Source organism: Methylosinus sp., from assembly GCF_036560965.1.
Taxonomy (GTDB): Bacteria; Pseudomonadota; Alphaproteobacteria; order Rhizobiales; family Beijerinckiaceae; genus Methylosinus.
Genome location: NZ_DATBQF010000026.1, coordinates 1 through 20251, shown reverse-complemented (window position 1 = coordinate 20251; position 20251 = coordinate 1). Strand labels below are relative to the sequence as shown.

Sequence of the window (20251 nt, the reverse complement as noted above, 5' to 3'; positions counted from 1 at the left end):
ACGAATTCTTTCGAAATCGCCGCGCGAAACGAAAACCCCGAACGCCCTCGCGCCTCCCAGCGCCAAACCATCCGAAACGCCCTCGTTCGGCGAGGCGCAACCATTTCCGTTCCGCCCAATAATGACAATATCCAATAGGGTAGTATATGGCAATCTATTGACGGGTATTGGAAACTTCTATGGGCAGGAACATCTCCCCCTACGCAATCATACTACCCACCCGTAAGCGCATTGATAGATTTTTTCGATCAATTCATATATCGAATAAACTCAATCAGTTATTCGATTTTTTTCCGGCCGATCGGGTTCCCCGCCCATATGGGCCATATGACTGCCCTTTCGGACTGTGGCGTCATGGCTCATCGGGCGTCGGTGGACTTTTCCTCCCAAATTCCGATCCCATCCGCGGCGGTTTCGGCGGCGGCGCGCGCGATCGACATGCCGTCCAGCGTCAGATCGGCTCCGATCTCGGCCAGCGGCTTCAGCACGAAGGCTCGCGAGAACAATTCCTTGTGCGGCAGAGTGAGCTCTGGATCGTCCATTGTGTGGTCGCCGAGAAACAGAATGTCGACGTCGATGAGCCGCGGTCCCCAGCGCCGCGTCGGGGTGCGGCCCATTTCCGCCTCTATGGTCTTGACCGCGGCCAGCAGCTCATAGGGCGAGAGGCTGGTCCAGCCGAGCGCGCAGGCGTTGGCGAAATCGCCCTGGTCGAGATCGCCCCAGGGCGGCGTTCGGTAGATGCGCGACACGGCGTCGAGACGGGCCGTCCCGCGCTCCGCGAGGAGCGCGATCGCCCGCCTTATATTGGCCGGCCTATCCCCGAGATTGCTGCCGATACCGAAGCCGACGCGTGTCTCAGCCGTCGTCATGAGCGTCTTTGTCCCTTGGTGAGAGTGTCGAGCACGGCGAAGGCCGCCCTATGCTCGGCCGCGTCATGGACGCGAAAAATCCGCGCGCCCTCCATCGCCGCGATGAGATTCGCCGCCACGGTGGCGATGAGGCGCGCATCGACCTCCGCGCCGAGCAGCGCGCCGAAAAGGCGCTTGCGCGACACGCCGATCAGCACCGGCCGCCCGAATCGCAACAAATCCGGCACAGCGCGCAAGGCCGCGAAATCCTGCTCGCGCGTCTTGCCGAAGCCGACGCCGGGATCGAGAATCACGCGGGACTCGGGCACGCCCGCCGCCGCGGCGATCTCCAGGGAGCGCTCGAAAAAGGCGAGCATGTCCGAAACGATGTCGATTTCCGGCGCGACCTCGGCGCGATTATGCATGGCGACGACGCCGGCGCCGGCCTCGGCGATCGCCGGCGCCATATCGGGATCGCGGTGCAAGCCCCAGATATCATTGACGATCGCGACGCCCGCGGCGAGCGCCCGGCGGGCTGTCTGCGCCTTGTAGGTGTCGATCGAGACCGGGACGCCGCATTGCGAGACGAGCGCTTCGAGCAGCGGCGCGAGCCGTGTCCATTCTTCCTCGGCCGTGAGGGGCGTATGGCCGGGCCGCGTCGATTCGGCGCCGACGTCGACAATGTCGGCGCCGTCGGCGGCGAGCTTCTTCGCCTGCGCCAGCGCCGCCTCGGCCGCGAAGAAACGGCCTCCGTCAGAAAAGGAATCGGGCGTCACATTGACGATGCCCATGATGACCGGCCGTGTCTCGACGAGCGAAAAGAACCGCTCGCGCGACGTCTCTCGAGTCGTCGTCACTCTCGTCTCCAAGGGGAAGAAATGTCCGTCAGTCGTATTTGATATAGGCGAAGCGCTGATCGGTCTCGGGCGTTCCCTCGAGCGCGCCGCCCTCCTTGCCCGGCCGCCAGGAGACGACCTCCTCGATCTTGCGGGCGAGCTCGAAATCCTTGTCGGTCACGCCCTTGGCCGTATGCGTCATCAGCTTCACCTCGACAAAAGCATAGGAGGCGGCGATGTCCGGATGGTGCCAGGCGGCCTCGGCGAGATGGCCGACCGTATTGACGACCATCAATGTGCCCTTCCAGCCGTGGGTCTTGAATTTGCGACGAATCCAGCCGTTCTCGAACCGCCAGTGCGGCAGCTCGGCGGCGAGACGGGCGGCGATCTCCTCTTGCGAATACACGCGCTCCGCGGCGGTCATGGCGTCTCCCCTCTCTCGCTCGTCTTCCCGGACGAGCTCTCGATCTCCAGACGAGCATCGGCGGACGAACGTCTCTCGACGAACATCGCCAGACGAACTCTCCAGACGAACATCTCCAGACGAACTCTTGCCTTCGCACGCGCGGCGCCTTACTCGGCCTAGTCGAACGCGCGCGAGCCCCGTCGACGACCGCGCCGGGCAGCGAGATATAGCGGATATTCCGCACAAAGTCCGAAAATGAGGCTCCATGCGTATCAGCGTGAGCGTCGTCGCCGCGGCGAGACTGCATCTCGGCTTCCTGGACATGAATGGCGCGCTCGGCCGCAAATTCGGCGGCCTCGGCCTCTCGATCGACGCTCCGGCGACGCGCCTCACGCTGCGGCCGGCCGAAGCGATGGAGGCCACGGGCCCCGACGCCGAGCGCGCCCGCGCGCTGCTCGAGAACGCCGTCGCCGCGCTCGCGCCCGGCAAGCGCTATAGGCTGACCATGGAGCAGGCGATCCCGCCGCATTCGGGCCTCGGCTCGGGCACGCAGCTGGCGTTGGCGATCACGGCCGCGCTGCGCCGCATCGAAGATTTGCCGCAGCATGTGGAGGCCGACGCGGCTCTGCTGCAACGCGGCGCGCGCTCCGGGCTCGGCGCCGGGCTGTTCACCCGCGGCGGCCTCGTCGTGGACGGCGGCCGCGGCGCCGATACGACGACGCCGCCCGTTATCTCCCGCCTCGCCTTCCCGGAGACGTGGCGCATTCTTCTCGTGTCCGACCCCGCCGCGATCGGCCTGCATGGCGCGGAGGAGCGCAAGGCCTTCGCCGAGCTGCCGCCTTTCTCGGAGGCGGACGCCGGGAAATTGTGCCGGCTCGTGCTGATGCAGGCGCTGCCGGCGGCGGCGGAGGAGGATTTCGTCGCTTTCGGCGCCGCGGTCACGGCGATACAGTCGATCGTCGGAGATTATTTCGCGCCGGCGCAGGGCGGGCGGCGCTTCACCAGCGCGGCCGTCGAAAATCTGCTGGCCCGGCTGGCGGAGGCCGGCGCGACCGGAGTCGGCCAGACCTCCTGGGGGCCGACGGGCTTCGCCTTCGCGCCGAATGAGGCCGAGGCCCGCCGCCTCGAGGCGCGCGTGCGCGGCGCCGCCGAGGCCAGCGGCTTGTCGCTCGCCGTCGTCGCGGGCGCGGACCGGGGCGCGCGCATCGACGCAGTCTACGCCGAAATCGCCTGAGCCCCGCCGCTCTCACGAGCGTCCGAGGACGAGCTCCAGCAGGCCCTTCATATCCGGCACGGTTTTGTCGGGCGCGAGTCCGAGCTTTTCGGCCGGCAGGCCGAAGCGGTTCACCCAAATGGTCGGATAGCCGAAGGCCTTGGCCCCATAGGCGTCCCAGCTGCCGAAGGCCGCGAAGAGAATCTCCTCCTTGGCGAGCTTCAGCCGCTGCGGCCCGAGCGCATAGGCCGCAGGATCGGGCTTATAGGTCTTATTGACCTCCGTGCTCAGCAATTCATCGAAATAGCCGCCGAGCCCGGCGCGCTCCGCATTGGCCTGCAGCATTCGGCCGCTGAAATTCGCCAGGGTGATGACGCGCACGCCGGCGGCTTTCAGCCGGCGCAGCGCATCCAGCGTATCGGGCCAGGGTGTGAGCGTCAGATAGGCGCTCAGCAGCCGGTCGCGCTTTTCCGGCGGAAGATCGAGCTTCATCGCCTCGGCCGCATAGGCGAGCGCATCCCCCGTCACCTCGAAAAAATCGGCGTGTCGGCCGGTGAGCGAACGCAGGAAGCAATATTCGAACTGCTTGGCGCGCCAGAGCTTGGTAAATTCCGCGCCCTTGCCCGGATAGGCCGCCTCGACCGCCGGAATCACCGAATTGGCGTCGAACAGCACGAAATAGTCGAAAGCCACCGCCTTGAAGCGCGGCGTCGACGGCGCCTCCGCACGGGCGAGCCCGAAAGGCGTCGCACAGACGACGAGGAGGAAAAACACCCTGGCCAAATTCATGACGGACTCTCCTGACGCGCCGATGCGCGGCGCTCTCGAGGTTCGGCGGCGGCCCCTCCCCTGTTTCATCGGGTCGCGAGAAATTTTCGCGGGGCGCGCGCGAAAGAGCAAGATCGGTCGAGCGCGCCGCTGGCGTCGCCCTTTAGATGACTGCGCCACGGAGGACGCAATGACGAAAGCGGCGCTCGAGAATTACCACGCGAGGATGCGACGGGTGCTGGATCATATCGACCGGCATCTCGACGCGGATCTCGACCTTTCGACTCTCAGCGGCGTGGCGGCTTTCTCGAAGCATCACTTCCACCGGCAATTCGGTGCGACCTACGGCCTCTCGGCGCATCGCTATATCCAGCTCGCCCGCATGAAGCGCGCGTCCTATCGGCTGGCCTTTCGCGATGACGCCAATGTGACCGAGATCGCCTCGGACGCCGGCTATGAGGCGCCGGACTCTTTCGCCCGCGCCTTTCGGGACTGCGTCGGGCAAGCGCCCTCGGCGTTCCGCAAATCTCCCGATTGGGAGCCGTGGCTCGCGGCCTTGGAGCCGCTCGACCGAGCCAGGAGCGCAAATATGACCTTTTCTCCGAATGATGTCGTGGTGAGGGATTTTCCGGCGACGCCCGTCGCCGTCCTGACCCATAGAGGCGATCCGGCGCTCGTCTATGAGACGGTGCGGCGCTTCATCGATTGGCGCAGAGCCGCAGGGCTCGGGCGCGATATCGCCGCAACCTATACAATATTCCCTTGCGATCCCCGCACGACGCCGCCCGACGCGTTCCATCTCGACCTCTGCGCCGCCACGATTCGTCCGATCGAAGCCAATGCGCAGGGCGTCGTCGCCGGCATGATTCCCGGCGGACGCTGCGCGGTTCTGCGCGTCATCGGCTCGAGCGAAAATCTGGAACGGCCGGCGCTGCTCCTGTATCGCGACTGGCTGCCTTCGAGCGGCCGAGAGGCCCGCGATTTTCCGCTATTCTGTCAGCGGATCAGCTTCTATCCAGACGTCCCCGAGCATGAGACGATCACCGATCTGCTCCTGCCGATCGAATGACCGCGGGCGGCGGGTTTAAAGCGGCGAAGCCGTCATCGCGCCGACAAAGAGTTTCGAGTAGAAAGCGGCGACCTGAACGCGCGGCCGGGCGGCCCGGGAACCGCGCGCGACACGCAATGACGGCCGCCGGGACCAGACCACATGAAGAAGACAGCCGCGACATTCTTGGTTCTCGCTCTGCTCTGCGCGCCCGCCGCCGCGCGCGACGCGGGCTTCGTCACGCCGGAGCAGAGCCATCCGCTCGAAATACTGGCGACCCCGCCGGCGCCTCATTCCGAGAAGAGCGACGCCGAGCTCGCCGAGCTGCATCGCATCGAGGACGCGCGCACGGCCGAGCAGGTCGCGCACGCCAAGGCGGATGACGAGAATCAGACGATTTTCCTGTTCAAGACCGTTTTCGGCGACAAATTCACCAAAGAGAATTTGCCGGCCGTCGATGCGCTGGGCGCGCGACTGAAGGCGGATGAATCGGCCAATACGGGCGCCGCCAAGGAGGCCTTCCACCGCATCCGCCCCTATAATGTCGACAAGACGCTGCATCCCGTGTGCAAGACCAAGGCGAAAGACGATTCCTATCCGAGCGGCCATACGACGGTCGGCTATCTGATGGGTCTCGCGCTGATCGACCTCGCGCCGGAGCGACGTGACGACATTCTCGCGCGGGCCGATGATTACGCCCACAATCGTCTCGTCTGCGGCGTGCATTTCCCGACCGACTTGGCCGCGGCCCGTCTGGTCGCCTATGCGGTGCATGCGATCACGGAGCTCGATCCGGACTATCGGAAAGCGATGGCGGCGGCGCGCGCCGAGCTGCGCAACGCGCTCGGCCTCGCCCGCGCCGATTGACGCTGCGGGACGCCCGCGAGAAAAGGCGGGCGCGGAGCCGAACGCTCCGCGCCCTTTCCGGCTCAATAGTTGTAGTAGGCGACGCAGACGCGATTGCCGTAGTAATCCCAGCCCCAGCGGGCGCATTGCTGCGGCGGGGCCGTGGCCGCGCCGACGACGGCGCCCGTCGCCGCGCCGATCGCCGCTCCGGCCAGCGTGCCGCCCGCGCGGCCGCCGGAGGCCGCGGCGCCGATCGCCGCTCCACCCGCGCCGCCGATCAAGGCGCCGCCCGCGGCGCGCTCGCCGGGCGAGTTGCAGCCGGCGAGTGGCGCGGCCATGGCCAGCGCCGCAGCCAGAACAAAAATTTTCTTCATGGAGTGTCCCTCCCTCCGTGTGAGCCCATGCGAGCCGCCCGGCCGGCGGCAATTTCTTCGATGCGTCGATCCTATTGCTACGGCCACGCCTGAAACAACTTACCGAAACCGGCGAAAAGATGACCCCTGTCGACGCAACGTCCTATAAATCCCACGCTTTGAAAGCGAATGACAGAAGAGAATCGCGTCGCTCGACCGCGCTCGCCGTTCTTGTCCTTCTCCTCGTCGCGGCGTCATTCGCTGTCCGGGCGCACGCCGGCGACTCCTATCGCTGGCTGCAGGCTGCGACCGATGGCTGGCAGGCCCGCGCGATCACGCAGAACGACTCCTGTCCGACGGCCACGATCGACGGCCGCGCCGTCGTCATGACGCCGCGCGCACGGCCGAGCGACGGGTTTGCCGTCACCATTTGCGCCGTGACTGTTCCGAAGGGCGCGACGAGCGTCTCCATCGATGGCGCGCCGCTCGCGCCGCCGCCGACCCGCGTCGACAAGATTCTGGTGTTCGGCGACACCGGCTGCCGGCTCAAAGGCATGTTCCTGCAGGATTGCAATTCGATCCGCGCCTGGCCCTTCCGCCTCACTGCCGATATGGCCGCCGAGATCGCGCCCGATCTCGTCATTCATGTCGGCGACTATCATTATCGCGAAACCGCCTGCCCGACTGGCGTGAAGGGCTGCGCCGGCTCGCCGCATGGCGACAATTGGGAGACGTGGAACGCCGATTTCTTCGAGCCCGGAGCCGCTCTGCTCCGCACGGCGCCCTGGGTGATGGTGCGCGGCAATCATGAAATCTGCGCGCGCGCCGGCAAGGGCTGGACTCGCGCCCTCTCGCCGCTGCCGCCCGCCGAGTCCGGAGCCTGCGTCGAGCGGGAGGAGGCTTATCGCGTCGATCTCGACAATCCGACGCTCTTCGTCCTAGACACGACCGAGGCGGAGGAACGCACCGTCATCGGCCAGCAGGCCGCCTTTTTGCGCAAGCAGCTTGCGGCGGCGAAGGATATGCCCGGGCCGGTCTGGTATGCGTTCCATAAGCCGATATTTTCGCTGTTCCAGTCGAAGAAGGGCGAAAAGCTCGGCGTGAACGAGACGCTCGCCGCCGCGGCGCAGGATGGCCTGCCGAGCGGCGTGCAGGCGATCCTGTCCGGCCATCTGCACGCATTCGAGGCCTTGAGCTTTCGCGAGGATCGTCCGGCGCAATTCGTCGTCGGCGTCGGCGGGACGGCGATGGACCCGCGTATTCCCGCCAATTTCGATGGAGCGACCATAGGCGAGGCGACCGTCGAGCACGGCCGCGGCGTCGCCGCGACTTTCGGCTTCGCGATCTTCGAGCGGGGCGACGGCGAGTGGATCGTCACCAATTACGACGCCCACGCCGCGCCGCTGCTTCGCTGCCATTTGCGTGGGCGAAAGATCGATTGCGAGTGAAGACCCTTCGGCTGCGAGGCGAACCTCGTGGCTCGCTCCCGAGCCGCCCGCGGGCCGCGCGCGCCGTCAGGCCCGCGTCGCGATCGCTCTCGACGTCAAGCCGAGAGCGCCTGCTCGATCGCCGCGCTGACAGAGTCGACCGGCTCCATGCCGTCGACCTGCTTCAGCTCGCCCTTGCCGGCGTAATAATCGGAAACCGGCGCCGTCTGGTTGCGATAGGCCTCGAGCCGCGTCTTGAAGGCTTGCGGATTATCGTCGGCGCGAACATCGCCGCCGCGGGCGAGCGTCTCGTCGACGCGCTTCTGCATGCGGGCGAGGAGCGCGTTCTCGTCGACGCTGAGCTCTATGACCGCGTCGAGCCTCAGCCCTTCCCGATCGAGCAGATCGTCGAGCGCGCGCGCCTGGGCCACCGTGCGCGGAAAGCCGTCGAGGATGAAGCCGCCCTCGGCGTCCTTCTGCTTGATGCGCTGGCCGATGATGCCGACCACCACCGCATCCGGCACCAGCGCGCCGCGATCCATGATCTCCTTGGCCTCCAAGCCGATCGGCGACCTCGCCTCGACCGCCGCGCGCAGCATGTCGCCGGTCGAGAGCTGAGGGATCGCATATTTGGCGACGAGCCGAGCCGATTGCGTGCCCTTGCCCGCGCCCGGCGGTCCGAGCAGCACCAGCCTCATTTGCGTCGTCCACGCAGCTTGGTCTTGCGGATCATGCCCTCATATTGATGGGCCTGCAGATGGCCGTGAATCTGCGCCACCGTATCCATGGTCACGCTCACCACGATGAGCAGCGAGGTGCCGCCGAAATAGAAGGGCAGATTGGCGTAGGAGATCAGCATCTCCGGCAGCAGGCAGATGATCGCCAGATAGGCGGCGCCGAGAACCGTGATGCGCATCAGCACGTCGTCGATGAATTTCGCCGTGCGCTCGCCCGGGCGAATGCCGGGGATGAAGCCGCCATGCTTCTTCAGATTGTCGGCCGTCTCCATCGGATTGAAGACGATCGCCGTATAGAAGAAGGCGAAGAACACGATCAGCCCGACATAGGACAGCATGTAGAGCGGCCGTCCATGCCCGAAATAGGCGGAGATGGTCGCGAAAATATTATCCGTGCCCTGCGTCTGGTAGAAATTGGCGATCGTCGTCGGCAGCAGCAGCAGCGAAGAGGCGAAGATCGGCGGAATGACGCCGGAAGTGTTGAGCTTCAGCGGCAGGAAGGACGTCTGCCCCTCATAGACGCGATTGCCGTGCTGCCGTTTGGGATAGGTGATCAACAATCGTCGTTGCGCCCGTTCCATATAGACGATGAAGGCGATGACGAAGAACGACATGGCGATCACGCCGAGAATGACGCCGGTCGAGATCGCGCCCTGCTTGCCGAGCTCCAACGTGCTGAGAATCGCCGCCGGAAAGGCCGCGACAATGCCCGCGAAGATAATCAGCGAGGAGCCGTTGCCGATTCCGCGCGAGGTGATCTGCTCGCCTAGCCACATAAGGAACATGGTGCCGCCGACCAGCGTGCAGACGGTCGTCAGGCGGAAAAACAGGCCCGGCTCGGTGACCACGCCCTGCTGGCCCTCGAGGCCGATCGCCATGCCATAGGCCTGGAAGGTCGCCAGAATGACGGTGAGATAGCGCGTGTATTGGTTGAGGACCTTGCGGCCCTGCTCGCCTTCCTTCTTCACCTGCTCGAGCGACGGTATGACCGTGGTCAGCAGCTGAATGATGATGGAGGCGGAGATATAGGGCATGATGTTCAGCGCGAAGATCGCGCTGCGCTGAACGGCGCCGCCGGCGAACATGTTGAACAGCTCGAGCACGCCCTTCGACTGGCCGAAAAAGCTCTTGGCGAAGGCGTCCGGGTCGATGCCCGGCAGCGGCACATAAGTGCCGAGACGATAGACGATCAGCGCGCCGAGCGTGAACCAGATGCGTTTCTTGAGCTCATCCGCCTTGCCGAAAGCGGAAAAATTGACGTTGGCCGCAAGCTGTTCGGCTGCCGATGCCATGGGCGAGGCTCCCTCGTCGCGCGCCGCGCGGTTTTTTTAAGCGAGCGTCGAAGCGACGCAGCGCTGCCCGCCGCGACGCCGCGCTCCGTTTTCGGCCCAGCCCTTTCGAGGGGCGGGACCCGGCGCATGTCTATCGCACGATGTCGGCGAAAAAAAAGTCTAGCCACTTTTCGCCGGCTCGCACAGGCGACTCCGTATCACGACGGATGGGCGGATCGCCAGTTTTTTGGTCGATACGACTAACTTCGAGGCGGCGAAAAAACGCCGCCTCGCGTTATCGCTCGGTTATCGCAAGGCGAGCCGAGCCTCGACGTCAGGCGGAGGCCGGCTCCGCCGCGACCAGAAGCTTGATCGAGCCGCCAAGGCTCTCGATCGCCGCAACGGCCGATTTCGAAGCCGCGGCGACCTCGAAGGCGAGCTTCGCCTCGAGCTTGCCATTGCCGAGAATTTTCACCCCGTCGCGCGGCTTGGACACCACCCCCGCGGCGATCAGCGCCTCGATGGTGACGGGCGCGGCCACGTCGAGCTTGCCCGCTTCGACCGCCTGCTGAATGCGGCCGAGATTGACCTCATTATAGTCGGTCGAGAAGGGATTGTAGAATCCGCGCTTGGGCAGACGACGATGCAGCGGCATCTGGCCGCCCTCGAAGCCTTTCACGGCGACGCCGGTGCGGGCCTTCTGACCCTTCACGCCGCGTCCCGCGGTCTTGCCCTTGCCGGAGCCTATGCCGCGGCCGACGCGCATGCGATTCTTGCTGGCGCCGGGATTGTCGGAGAGATCGTTGAGCTTCACCATGTCCCGGCCCTCACTTCTCGTCGACGATTTTGACGAGATGCGCGACTTTCGCGATCATCCCGCGAACCGCGGGCGTGTCCTCGAGCGTGCGACGACGACCGATGCGCGTGAGGCCGAGTCCGGTGAGCGTCCTGCTCTGACGCTCCGGACGGCCGATGGCGCTGCCGGTCTGTTCGACGGTAATCTTCTTATCGCTCATCGCAAGCCCTCCCTCAGGCGTCGACGGCTTCGGCTTCGGCGCCCTGACGGCGCGCCTGAAGCGCAGAAACCTTGAGAGAACGGCGAGCCGCCACCGAGCGCGGCGAATCCTCGCGCTCCAGCGCATCGAACGTCGCGCGAATCATGTTGTACGGATTGGACGAGCCCTGGCTCTTGGCCACGACGTCGTGAACCCCGAGCGTCTCGAACACGGCGCGCATCGGGCCGCCGGCGATGATGCCGGTGCCGGGAGGCGCGGCGCGCAGCACGACGCGGCCGGCGCCATGGCGGCCGTTGACGTCGTGATGCAGCGTGCGGCCCTCGCGCAGCGGCACGCGGATCAGCGCGCGCTTGGCTGCTTCCGTCGCCTTGCGGATCGCCTCAGGCACCTCGCGCGCCTTGCCATGGCCATAGCCGACGCGGCCCTTCTGGTCGCCGACCACGACGAGCGCGGCGAAACCGAAGCGCCGGCCGCCCTTCACCACTTTGGCGACGCGGTTGATATGGACGAGACGGTCCACGAACTCATTGTCGCGGTCATCCCGGTCCCGGTCGCGGCCGCGGCCGCCTTCTGGTTCACGAGCCATTTTCTCTTCCGTCACTTACGCGGCAATATCGCCGCTCGCTTGGGTCCGCTTCCCTCTCCCGCGGGAGAGGCTGGGTTCGGGACGCACGATCGGGCGAGGCCGACGCCCCGAAAACCCGAACCCGCATCCACGGCCCTGATCCGATCCGGCCATCGTCCGTCGCGCGCGACGGATGTCCTTTCGGACCCCTTTGGCCGGGACGCCTTCTCCCGCAGAACGGGAGAAGAGCTCAAAATTGCAGGCCGCCCTCGCGGGCGCCCTCGGCCAGCGCCTGCACGCGGCCGTGGTAAATATAAGCGCCGCGGTCGAACACCACTTCCGTGACGCCCTTGGCGACAGCGCGCTCGGCGAGCTGCTTGCCGACGATATGCGCCGCTTCCTTGTTGGCGCCCGTCTTCAACGCTTCCCGATTGGCCTTTTCGAGCGAGGAGGCGGACACGATGGTCACTCCATTCTCGTCGTCGATGATCTGCGCATAGATCTGCTCCGAGGAGCGGAACACAGACAGACGCGGCCGGCCAAAGGCGCGCGCGCGAATGCTGCGACGGACCCTGGCCTTGCGGCGGGCGACTGCATCTACGTCCTTTGCCATGGCTGGCGTCCTTACTTCTTCTTGCCTTCCTTGCGGAAGATGAATTCGCCGGCGTATTTCACGCCCTTGCCCTTATAGGGCTCGGGGCCGCGCAGCGAGCGGATTTCGGCGGCGACCTGCCCCACCTGGCGCTTGTCGATGCCGGTGATGGTGATCTCCGTCGGCTTCGGCGTCACGATCGCGATGCCGGCGGGAATCGGATAGCTCACGTCGTGCGAATAGCCGAGCGCGAGCTGAAGATTCTTGCCGGCGACCGCGGCGCGATAACCGACGCCGTTGATCTCGAGCTTCTTCTCGAAGCCGGCGGTCACGCCGACGACGAGATTATTGACCTGAGCGCGCGAGGTGCCCCACAGCGCGCGGGCGCGCTTGCTGGTCGAGCGCGGGTCGACCTTGATCGAATTGCCGTCCTGGGTCACCGCGACATCGTCGGGAACCCGGAACTGCAGCTCGCCTTTCGCGCCCTTCACTTGGACGAGCTGGCCGTCGACCGTGGCGGTCACGCCGGCCGGCACGATGACGGGCTTCTTGCCGATACGAGACATGGTTGAAGTCCTATCCAAAACTTTCGGACGCAGGTCAGAAGACCTTCGCCAGCACCTCGCCGCCGACATTGTTCTCGCGGGCCTTGTGATCGGCCATGACGCCCTTCGGCGTCGACACGATCGTGATGCCGAGGCCATTGGCCACGCGCGGCGTCTTGTCGACGCCCGCATAGACGCGCCGGCCCGGACGCGAGACGCGCTCGATCGTCTTGATGACCGGATCGCCGTCGAAATATTTCAGCTCGACCTCGAACTCGGTGCGGCCATTGCCGAAATCCGTGGTCGTATAGCCGCGGATGTAGCCTTCTTCCTTCAACACGTCGAGAACATGGCCGCGCAGGCGCGAGCCCGGCGTCGAGACCTTGTCCTTGCGGCGCATCTGCGCATTGCGGATGCGGGTGAGCAGATCGCCCAACGGATCGCTGATCGACATTTGCTCTGCTCCCTTACCAGCTGGACTTCACGAGACCGGGGATGAGGCCGCGCGAGCCGAGCTCACGCAGCGCGACGCGCGACAGCTTCAGCTTGCGGTAGAAAGCGCGCGGGCGCCCCGAGACCTCGCAGCGGTTGCGATAGCGAATCGCCGCGGAATTGCGCGGCAGCTCGGCGAGCTTGAGACGCGCCTCGAACCGCTCTTCCGCCGTCAACGCCTCGTCATTCGCCTTGGCCTTCAGCCGCGCCCGGCGGCCGGCGTAAGCCTTGACGAGCTTAGCCCTGCGCTTGTTGTTCTCGATCGAACTCTTCTTGGCCATGTTTTATGCCTTCGGTTTCCGCGTTTGAGACTACGCTCGTCTCACTGCCGGAACGGGAAATTGAACGCGCGCAGGAGCGCACGCGCCTCGTCGTCGGTCTTGGCCGTGGTCACGACGATCACGTCCATGCCGAGAATCGACTCGGCCTTGTCATAGTCGATCTCCGGAAACACGATATGCTCCTTTATGCCGAGGGCGTAGGAGCCGCGTCCGTCGAAGGACTTCGGATTCAGGCCGCGGAAGTCGCGAACGCGCGGCAGCGCGATCGTGATCAGGCGGTCCAGAAATTCATACATGCGCGTCTTGCGCAGCGTCACCTTGGCGCCGATCGGCATGTTCTCGCGGACCTTGAAGGTCGAGATCGCCTTGCGCGCCCGCGTCACCACCGGCCTCTGGCCGGCGATCAGCGCGAGATCGGCCGCAGCCGCCGTCACCTTCTTGGTGTCGTTGACGGCTTCGCCGACGCCCATGTTCAGCACGATCTTCTCGATCGCCGGCACTTCGAAAGCGTTCTTATAGCCGAACTCTTCCATGAGCTTGGCGCGAACCACTTCCTCATAGTGCTTTTTCAGCCGGACCTCGTAGGGGCCCTCGGGAAGCGACTTGACGCCGGAGGCCCGGCGCTCGTCGCCGTCCTCGTGAGCGGACGACTTCGGCGCAGCCTTCGATTTCGCCGCCTTCTTGGCGTCGCCATCCGCCTTCGGAGCCTTGCCGGCCTTCGGCTTCTTTTCCTCAGCCATCGATCTGTTCTCCGGAACGCTTGGCGATGCGGACCTTGCGGCCGTCATCGAGAATCTTGAATCCGACGCGCGTCGGCTTGCCGTCCTTGGGATCGGCGATCGCGAGATTGGAGAGGTCGAGCGACGCCGGCTTGGTGATGATGCCCGCCTCCTGCGTCCGCGACTGGCGCTGGTGGCGCTTGACGAGATTGACGCCCTCGACGAATGCGCGACCATCGGTCGGCAGCACCTGAATCACCTGACCCGTGCGGCCCTTGTCACGGCCGGCGAGAACGACGACCTTGTCGCCTTTCTTGATTTTCGCGGCCATTACAGCACCTCCGGCGCGAGCGAAATGATCTTCATATGGTTCTTGGCGCGCAGCTCGCGCGGCACGGGTCCGAAGATACGCGTGCCGATCGGCTCTTTCTGATTGTTGATCAGAACCGCAGCGTTGGAGTCGAAGCGGATCACCGAGCCATCGGCGCGCTTGATGTCCTTCGCGGTGCGGACCACGACCGCTTTCAGCACGTCGCCCTTCTTCACGCGACCGCGCGGAATCGCCTCTTTGATCGAGACGACGATAATGTCGCCGACGCCGGCGTATTTGCGCTTGGAGCCGCCCAGCACCTTGATGCACATGACGCGGCGGGCGCCCGAGTTGTCGGCGACATCGAGATTTGTCTGCATCTGTATCATGGCTTATCCCGCCCTTCGTCTCGGTCTGGTTTCGGTTCCCCGACTTCGCCCGAGAAAACCATTCCACTAGTCTCGTCTTTTCGAGGCGTTACGCCTTGCTGTCGGCTTCGACGACACGCCAGCGCTTCAGCCGTGAGATCGGCGCCGTCTCTTCGATCGTCACCTCGTCGCCGACCTTGAACGTCTGCGCTTCGTCATGCGCATGATAGTTCTTGGTGCGACGCACCGTCTTCTTGAACAGCGGATGGGTGAAGCGGCGCTCCACCTTCACCACCACGGTCTTGTTCTGCTTGTCGCTGACCACGACGCCCTGGAGAATCCGCTTCGGCATTGGCGCTCTCTCAACTCTGTTGTTCAGCGCGCTTCTGCGCGGCGATGGATTTGGCGCGGGCGATGTCGCGACGAACGACGCGCACGCGCGCCGTGTTCTCGAGCTGGCCCGTCGCCCGCTGGAAGCGCAGATTGAACTGCTCTTTCTTCAGCTTCAGCACTTCCTCGTCCAGCAGATCGAGAGAGAGCGTGCGAAGATCGGAGACGCGTTGCTTGTTCGTGCTCATGGTCGCAATCCTCACTCGGCGATGCGCTCGATGAAGCGCGTCTTGATCGGCAGCTTCGCGGCGGCGAGCGTCAGAGCTTCGCGCGCGAGCTCGCCGGACACTCCGTCGACCTCGAACATGATGCGGCCCGGCGCGACGCGCACGGCCCAGAGCTCCGGCGCGCCCTTGCCTTTACCCATGCGCACCTCGGTCGGCTTTTTGGAGACCGGCACGTCGGGGAAGATGCGGATCCACACGCGGCCGGCGCGCTTCATATGGCGCGTCATGGCGCGGCGAGCCGCCTCGATCTGGCGCGCGGTGATGCGCTCCGGCTCGAGGGCCTTGAGGCCGAACTGCCCGAAGTTCAGCGAAAAGCCGCCCTTGGCGTTTCCGTGGATACGGCCTTTGAAGGCCTTGCGGAACCTGGTGCGTTTGGGTTGCAACATGATGTCGAACTCTCGAAATTAGGCCGCGTCGCGGGGTTCGCGCGGCTCGCGGCGACGACGCTCGCCATGGTGTTCGCGCTCACCGCCGCCGGCAGCCTGCTCGGCCAGGCGCTTGTCCTGCGCCATCGGATCATGCTCCAGGATCTCGCCCTTGAAGATCCAGACCTTGATGCCGCAGGCGCCATAGGCGGTATGCGCGGTGGCGACGCCGTAATCCACATCGGCGCGCAGCGTATGCAGCGGCACGCGGCCCTCGCGATACCATTCCAGGCGCGCGATTTCGGCGCCGCCGAGACGGCCCGAGCAATTGATGCGAATGCCCTGCGCGCCGAGACGCATCGCCGACTGCACCGCGCGCTTCATGGCGCGGCGGAAGGCGACGCGACGCTCGAGCTGCTGCGCGATCGAATCGGCGACCAGCGTCGCCTCGACCTCGGGCTTCCTCACCTCGACGATATTGATCACCACTTCGCTGCCGGTGAGCTTGCCGACGAGCTTGCGGATCTTGTCGATATCCGCGCCCTTCTTGCCGATGACCACGCCCGGACGCGCCGAGTGAATGGTCACGCGGCACTTCTTGTGCGGGCGCTCGATGATGATGCGCGACACCGCCGCCTGCTTGAGATTCTTCGCCACCGCAGCGCGAATGGCGAGATCCTCGTGCAAAAGCTTGGCGTATTCGCCTTTGCTGGCGAACCAGCGCGAATCCCAGGTGCGGTTGACGCCGAGGCGCAGCCCGATAGGATTGACCTTCTGACCCATGGTTGCTCCCTTCAGGCTTTCGCCGGCGCTTCGACTTCGCGAACGATGATCGTCAGATTCGCGAAAGGCTTCTCGATGCGGCTGGAGCGACCGCGCGCTCTCGCCGCGAACCGCTTCATGACGAGCGACTTGCCCACGAAGGCCTGCGCGACGATCAGATCGTCGACGTCGAGACCGTGATTGTTCTCGGCGTTGGCGATGGCGCTCTCCAAGGTCTTCTTCACCTCGTGAGCGATACGCTTGCGCGAGAACTCGAGATCGGCGAGCGCGCGATCGACCTTCTTGCCGCGAATGAGCTGGGCGAGAAGATTGAGCTTCTGCGGGGATACGCGCAGCGTGTTGGCGACGGCTTTCGCCTCATTGTCGGCCAGCGCGCGCGGATTGCTCGGCTTGGACATTCGATCAGCCCCTCTTCGACTTCTTGTCCGCCGCGTGACCATGGAAGGTGCGCGTCGGAGAGAATTCGCCGAACTTGTGCCCGATCATGTCTTCGCTGACTGCCACCGGCACATGCTTGTGGCCATTGTGCACGCCGAAGGTCAGACCGACGAACTGCGGCAGAATGGTGGAGCGACGGCTCCAGATCTTGATGATGTCACTGCGTCCCGAGCCACGCGCGGTCTCCGCCTTTTTCAGCAGATAGCCGTCGACGAACGGGCCCTTCCAGATCGAGCGAGCCATGGATCAGCCCTTCTTCTTCTTGGCGTGCCGCGAGGACACGATGAATTTGTCGGTCTTCTTGTTCGTGCGGGTCTTCTTGCCCTTGGTCGGCTTGCCCCAGGGCGTCACCGGATGCCGGCCGCCCGAGGTGCGGCCTTCGCCGCCGCCGTGCGGATGGTCGACCGGGTTCATGGTGACGCCGCGATTGTGCGGGCGACGGCCGAGCCAGCGCGAACGACCCGCCTTGCCGAGCGAGATGTTCATGTGATCGGGATTCGACACGGCCCCGATGGTCGCGAAGCACTGGCCATGCACGAGACGCTGCTCGCCGGAATTGAGACGCAGGATCACATAACCCTGATCGCGACCGACGATCTGCGCATAATTGCCAGCCGAGCGCGCGATCGCGCCGCCCTTGCCGATCTTCATCTCGACATTGTGGACGATCGTGCCGACCGGAATATTGCCGATCGGCATGGCGTTGCCGGGCTTCACATCGACCTGGGCGCCCGACACCACCGCGTCGCCGACCGAAAGCCGCTGCGGCGCGAGAATATAAGCGAGCTCGTCATCCGCATAACGGATGAGCGCGATGAAGGCGGTGCGGTTCGGATCATATTCGATCCGCTCCACCTTGGCGACGACATCCAGCTTGCGGCGCTTGAAGTCGACGATTCGATAGGCCTGCTTGTGGCCGCCGCCGCGGAAACGCACGGTGACGCGCCCATTGTTGTTGCGGCCGCCCTTGGACGACTGCCCCTCGGTCAGCGTCTTGACCGGCTTGCCCTTGTAGAGATCGCTTCGGTCGACGATGACGAGCTGGCGAAGGCTCGGCGTGACCGGCTTGAATGTCTTCAGCGCCATGGTTTTGTCCTCGAGCCTGCCTTTAGAGTCCCGTCGTCACGTCGATCTTGTGGCCTTCGGCCAGCGTGACGACCGCCTTCTTCACATCCGACTGCCGGCCGCGCACGCCTCGGAAGGCGCGCACCTTGCCTTTGCGCAGCAGCGTGTTGACCGCCTCGACCTTCACGTCGAACAGGCCCTCCACCGCCGCTTTGATCTGCGGCTTGGTGGCGGTCCGCGCGACATTGAAGACCACCTTGTTCTGCTCCGAGGCGATCGTCGCCTTCTCGGTGATGACCGGCGAGACGATCACGTCGTAATGGCGCACATCCTTGCTCATTTCAGGCGCGCCTCCAGCGCATCGATCGCGGCGCGGGTCAGCACCAGCTTCTCACGGCGCAGAATGTCGTAGACATTGACGCCCTGAACCGGCAGCACGTCGATCCTCGGCAGATTGCGCGCAGCGAGCGCAAAATTCGCCTGCGGCTCGGCGCCGTCGATGATGAGCGCGCTGGTGAGCCCGGTCTTGTCGAAACCCGCTTTCAGCAGCTTCGTCTTGGGCTCGGCCAGATCGGCGTTCTCCCAAATGACGATCGCGCCATCTTTCGCCTTGGCCGAAAGCGCGTGCTTCAGAGCGAGAACGCGCACCTTCTTGGGCAGGTCGTGCTCATGACTGCGCACCACCGGGCCGAAGGCGCGGCCGCCGCCGATGAATTGCGGCGCGCGCCGCGATCCGTGACGGGCGCCGCCGGTGCCCTTCTGCTTATGCAGCTTCTTGCCGGTGCGGGCGATGTCCGCACGGTTCTTCACGGCATGCGTCCCCGCACGCCGCTTGGCGAGCTGCCAGCGGATAATGCGGAAGATGAGATCCTGGCGCGGTTCGAGCCCGAAAATCTCGTCCGCCAGCTCGATCGAGCCGGCTTCCTGGCCGTCGTACGACGTGACGCTGATCTGCACCACGGCTCAGTCCTCCTTCTTGTCTTCTTGCGCGGCGGGGGCTTCCGCCAGACGATATTTGCCGGGCTGCGGCGCTTCCGCCGGCAGCGCCCGCTTCACCGCGTCGCGCACAAAAATCCAACCGCCGGCATGTCCGGGCACAGAGCCCTCCACCAGCAGCAGGCCGCGCTCGACGTCCGTCAGCACGACCCGCAGATTCTGCGTGGTCACGCGGTCGACGCCCATATGGCCGGCCATTTTCTTGTTCTTGAAGGTCTTGCCCGGATCCTGACGGCCGCCGGTCGAACCATGCGAACGATGCGACAACGACACGCCGTGAGTGGCGCGCAGACCGCCGAAGTTCCAGCGCTTCATCGGGCCGGCGAAGCCCTTGCCGATCGTCGTGCCGGTCACGTCGACGAACTGGCCGACGACGAAATGATCGGCCGTGATCTCGGCCCCGACCGGAAGCAGCTCCGTCTCCTCGACGCGGAACTCGGCCAGCTTCAGCTTCGGCTCGACCTTGGCGACGGCGAAACGGCCGCGCTCCGCCTTGGAGACATTCTTCACCTTGGCGCGGCCGATGCCGAGCTGCACGGCGGTGTAGCCGTTCTGCTCCATGGTCCGATGGGCGACGACTTGGCAGCCGTCGAGCTTCAGCACCGTGACCGGCACATGCTCGCCCGCTTCGGTGAAGACGCGGGTCATTCCGACCTTTTGCGCGATGACGCCAGACCGCATGATCTCTTCCTTCGAAAGGCGCATCGCTCTCATGGCGAGAGGCGCCCGGTTCATTTCTCTTCTTACAGCTTGATCTCGACGTCGACGCCCGCGGCGAGATCGAGCTTCATCAGCGCGTCCACCGTCTGCGGGGTCGGATCGACGATATCGAGCACGCGCTTATGAGTCCGGATCTCGAACTGCTCGCGCGATTTCTTGTCGATATGCGGCGAACGGTTCACCGTGAATTTCTCGATCTTGGTCGGCAGCGGAATCGGTCCCCGCACCTGCGCGCCCGTGCGCTTGGCGGTGGAGACGATCTCCTTCGTCGACGTGTCGAGAATCCGGTGATCGAACGCCTTCAGGCGAATCCGGATATTCTGTCCGTTCATCAGCGTCTTCCTCTTGGACCGCGGGCCGCGCGGCTCGCCCTGGACCGCGAGCCTGCGAGGCTCGCGATCGCCCTTCGTGAATGCGAGCCCATCAGGCTCGCGGTCCAAATTCCTTATTCGATGATCGAGGCGACGACGCCGGCCCCGACGGTGCGACCGCCTTCGCGAATGGCGAAGCGCAGCTTCTCCTCCATGGCGATCGGAACGATGAGGTTCACCTCCATCGCCACATTGTCGCCCGGCATCACCATCTCGACGCCCTCGGGGAGCGTCACGATGCCCGTCACATCCGTC

32 protein-coding genes and 1 pseudogene are annotated in these 20251 nt (G+C 65.0%); 4 read left to right on the top strand and 29 right to left on the bottom strand.

Going from position 1 to position 20251, the window contains the following annotated elements:
• Window positions 1-359: 359 nt before the first annotated feature.
• From folK to VIF40_RS08650, 3 genes are all read right to left on the bottom strand, one after another.
• A complete protein-coding gene (gene folK, locus VIF40_RS08660; protein WP_331937118.1) occupies window positions 360-869 on the bottom strand; it encodes a 2-amino-4-hydroxy-6-hydroxymethyldihydropteridine diphosphokinase in 510 nt (169 codons plus the stop codon).
• On the bottom strand, window positions 866-1639 hold the full coding sequence (folP, locus tag VIF40_RS08655; protein ID WP_331937121.1) for a dihydropteroate synthase: 774 nt from the start codon (window positions 1637-1639) through the stop codon (window positions 866-868). The genes folK and folP overlap by 4 nt, the downstream gene beginning before the upstream one ends.
• A 94-nt stretch (window positions 1640-1733) precedes the next feature.
• Entirely contained in the window at window positions 1734-2108 is a 375-nt protein-coding gene (locus tag VIF40_RS08650) for a 4a-hydroxytetrahydrobiopterin dehydratase (RefSeq protein WP_331937117.1), read from the bottom strand.
• 247 nt (window positions 2109-2355) lie between these two features.
• Here VIF40_RS08650 and VIF40_RS08645 point away from each other — a divergent pair, with 247 nt between their 5' ends.
• Window positions 2356-3324: a beta-ribofuranosylaminobenzene 5'-phosphate synthase family protein gene (locus VIF40_RS08645; RefSeq protein WP_331937116.1), complete on the top strand. Its 969-nt coding sequence runs from the start codon at window positions 2356-2358 to the stop codon at window positions 3322-3324.
• A gap of 12 nt (window positions 3325-3336) precedes the next feature.
• Here the strand turns inward: VIF40_RS08645 and VIF40_RS08640 are convergent, their stop codons facing one another.
• On the bottom strand, window positions 3337-4092 hold the full coding sequence (locus VIF40_RS08640) for a haloacid dehalogenase type II (protein ID WP_331937115.1): 756 nt from the start codon (window positions 4090-4092) through the stop codon (window positions 3337-3339).
• 169 nt (window positions 4093-4261) lie between these two features.
• Here VIF40_RS08640 and VIF40_RS08635 point away from each other — a divergent pair, with 169 nt between their 5' ends.
• Complete coding sequence (locus tag VIF40_RS08635) at window positions 4262-5140, top strand: AraC family transcriptional regulator (RefSeq protein WP_331937114.1); 879 nt, start codon at window positions 4262-4264, stop codon at window positions 5138-5140.
• Between the two features lie 141 nt (window positions 5141-5281).
• Window positions 5282-5986 (top strand): phosphatase PAP2 family protein, encoded by a 705-nt coding sequence (locus VIF40_RS08630; RefSeq protein ID WP_331937113.1) that lies wholly within the window; start codon window positions 5282-5284, stop codon window positions 5984-5986.
• Between the two features lie 62 nt (window positions 5987-6048).
• On the opposite strand, the gene VIF40_RS08625 is transcribed toward VIF40_RS08630, so the two are convergent.
• A complete protein-coding gene (locus VIF40_RS08625) occupies window positions 6049-6339 on the bottom strand; it encodes a hypothetical protein (RefSeq protein WP_331937112.1) in 291 nt (96 codons plus the stop codon).
• Window positions 6340-6458: 119 nt separating this feature from the next.
• Here VIF40_RS08625 and VIF40_RS08620 point away from each other — a divergent pair, with 119 nt between their 5' ends.
• Window positions 6459-7766: a metallophosphoesterase gene (locus tag VIF40_RS08620; RefSeq protein WP_331937111.1), complete on the top strand. Its 1308-nt coding sequence runs from the start codon at window positions 6459-6461 to the stop codon at window positions 7764-7766.
• 95 nt (window positions 7767-7861) lie between these two features.
• Here the strand turns inward: VIF40_RS08620 and VIF40_RS08615 are convergent, their stop codons facing one another.
• The 24 genes and pseudogenes from VIF40_RS08615 to tuf all read right to left on the bottom strand — a co-directional run.
• Window positions 7862-8443, bottom strand: coding sequence for an adenylate kinase (locus tag VIF40_RS08615; protein ID WP_331937110.1), 582 nt, complete (start codon window positions 8441-8443; stop codon window positions 7862-7864).
• Complete coding sequence (gene secY / locus VIF40_RS08610) at window positions 8440-9774, bottom strand: preprotein translocase subunit SecY (RefSeq protein ID WP_331937109.1); 1335 nt, start codon at window positions 9772-9774, stop codon at window positions 8440-8442. The genes VIF40_RS08615 and secY overlap by 4 nt, the downstream gene beginning before the upstream one ends.
• A 313-nt stretch (window positions 9775-10087) precedes the next feature.
• Window positions 10088-10567, bottom strand: a complete 480-nt coding sequence (rplO, locus tag VIF40_RS08605; RefSeq protein ID WP_331937120.1) for a 50S ribosomal protein L15 — start codon at window positions 10565-10567, stop codon at window positions 10088-10090.
• Window positions 10568-10580: 13 nt separating this feature from the next.
• Entirely contained in the window at window positions 10581-10769 is a 189-nt protein-coding gene (gene rpmD / locus VIF40_RS08600; protein WP_331937108.1) for a 50S ribosomal protein L30, read from the bottom strand.
• A gap of 13 nt (window positions 10770-10782) precedes the next feature.
• Complete coding sequence (gene rpsE, locus VIF40_RS08595) at window positions 10783-11355, bottom strand: 30S ribosomal protein S5 (protein WP_018266623.1); 573 nt, start codon at window positions 11353-11355, stop codon at window positions 10783-10785.
• 229 nt (window positions 11356-11584) lie between these two features.
• Window positions 11585-11947, bottom strand: coding sequence for a 50S ribosomal protein L18 (gene rplR, locus VIF40_RS08590; RefSeq protein WP_331937107.1), 363 nt, complete (start codon window positions 11945-11947; stop codon window positions 11585-11587).
• Window positions 11948-11958: 11 nt separating this feature from the next.
• A complete protein-coding gene (gene rplF, locus VIF40_RS08585; RefSeq protein ID WP_331937106.1) occupies window positions 11959-12492 on the bottom strand; it encodes a 50S ribosomal protein L6 in 534 nt (177 codons plus the stop codon).
• 34 nt (window positions 12493-12526) lie between these two features.
• Window positions 12527-12925: a 30S ribosomal protein S8 gene (gene rpsH, locus VIF40_RS08580; RefSeq protein WP_331937105.1), complete on the bottom strand. Its 399-nt coding sequence runs from the start codon at window positions 12923-12925 to the stop codon at window positions 12527-12529.
• A gap of 13 nt (window positions 12926-12938) precedes the next feature.
• Window positions 12939-13244, bottom strand: a complete 306-nt coding sequence (gene rpsN / locus VIF40_RS08575; RefSeq protein WP_331937104.1) for a 30S ribosomal protein S14 — start codon at window positions 13242-13244, stop codon at window positions 12939-12941.
• Between the two features lie 41 nt (window positions 13245-13285).
• Window positions 13286-13984, bottom strand: coding sequence for a 50S ribosomal protein L5 (gene rplE, locus VIF40_RS08570; RefSeq protein ID WP_331937103.1), 699 nt, complete (start codon window positions 13982-13984; stop codon window positions 13286-13288).
• Window positions 13977-14294 (bottom strand): 50S ribosomal protein L24, encoded by a 318-nt coding sequence (gene rplX, locus VIF40_RS08565; RefSeq protein WP_331937102.1) that lies wholly within the window; start codon window positions 14292-14294, stop codon window positions 13977-13979. The genes rplE and rplX overlap by 8 nt, the downstream gene beginning before the upstream one ends.
• Window positions 14294-14662: a 50S ribosomal protein L14 gene (gene rplN, locus VIF40_RS08560; RefSeq protein WP_018266630.1), complete on the bottom strand. Its 369-nt coding sequence runs from the start codon at window positions 14660-14662 to the stop codon at window positions 14294-14296. Before rplN ends, rplX begins: the two co-directional genes overlap by 1 nt.
• 88 nt (window positions 14663-14750) lie before the next feature.
• Entirely contained in the window at window positions 14751-14993 is a 243-nt protein-coding gene (gene rpsQ / locus VIF40_RS08555) for a 30S ribosomal protein S17 (RefSeq protein ID WP_331937101.1), read from the bottom strand.
• A 10-nt stretch (window positions 14994-15003) separates the two neighbouring features.
• On the bottom strand, window positions 15004-15219 hold the full coding sequence (gene rpmC / locus VIF40_RS08550; RefSeq protein WP_331937100.1) for a 50S ribosomal protein L29: 216 nt from the start codon (window positions 15217-15219) through the stop codon (window positions 15004-15006).
• Between the two features lie 11 nt (window positions 15220-15230).
• Window positions 15231-15644, bottom strand: coding sequence for a 50S ribosomal protein L16 (gene rplP, locus VIF40_RS08545; protein ID WP_018266633.1), 414 nt, complete (start codon window positions 15642-15644; stop codon window positions 15231-15233).
• 18 nt (window positions 15645-15662) lie between these two features.
• Window positions 15663-16406: a 30S ribosomal protein S3 gene (gene rpsC / locus VIF40_RS08540; protein ID WP_331937099.1), complete on the bottom strand. Its 744-nt coding sequence runs from the start codon at window positions 16404-16406 to the stop codon at window positions 15663-15665.
• Window positions 16407-16417: 11 nt separating this feature from the next.
• Window positions 16418-16804, bottom strand: coding sequence for a 50S ribosomal protein L22 (gene rplV, locus VIF40_RS08535; protein WP_222576190.1), 387 nt, complete (start codon window positions 16802-16804; stop codon window positions 16418-16420).
• 4 nt (window positions 16805-16808) lie between these two features.
• The gene (rpsS, locus tag VIF40_RS08530; protein WP_331937098.1) at window positions 16809-17087 is read right to left on the bottom strand and encodes a 30S ribosomal protein S19; all 279 of its coding nucleotides are present in this window, start codon (window positions 17085-17087) and stop codon (window positions 16809-16811) included.
• A gap of 3 nt (window positions 17088-17090) precedes the next feature.
• On the bottom strand, window positions 17091-17930 hold the full coding sequence (gene rplB, locus VIF40_RS08525; protein WP_331937097.1) for a 50S ribosomal protein L2: 840 nt from the start codon (window positions 17928-17930) through the stop codon (window positions 17091-17093).
• A 22-nt stretch (window positions 17931-17952) separates the two neighbouring features.
• A complete protein-coding gene (locus VIF40_RS08520; protein WP_331937096.1) occupies window positions 17953-18249 on the bottom strand; it encodes a 50S ribosomal protein L23 in 297 nt (98 codons plus the stop codon).
• The gene (gene rplD, locus VIF40_RS08515; protein WP_331937119.1) at window positions 18246-18866 is read right to left on the bottom strand and encodes a 50S ribosomal protein L4; all 621 of its coding nucleotides are present in this window, start codon (window positions 18864-18866) and stop codon (window positions 18246-18248) included. Before rplD ends, VIF40_RS08520 begins: the two co-directional genes overlap by 4 nt.
• 6 nt (window positions 18867-18872) lie before the next feature.
• Window positions 18873-19586 (bottom strand): 50S ribosomal protein L3, encoded by a 714-nt coding sequence (gene rplC / locus VIF40_RS08510; protein ID WP_331937095.1) that lies wholly within the window; start codon window positions 19584-19586, stop codon window positions 18873-18875.
• A gap of 62 nt (window positions 19587-19648) precedes the next feature.
• Window positions 19649-19957, bottom strand: a complete 309-nt coding sequence (gene rpsJ, locus VIF40_RS08505; protein WP_003613511.1) for a 30S ribosomal protein S10 — start codon at window positions 19955-19957, stop codon at window positions 19649-19651.
• A 113-nt stretch (window positions 19958-20070) separates the two neighbouring features.
• Window positions 20071-20251, bottom strand: a pseudogene (gene tuf / locus VIF40_RS08500) (elongation factor Tu); the annotation flags it as partial.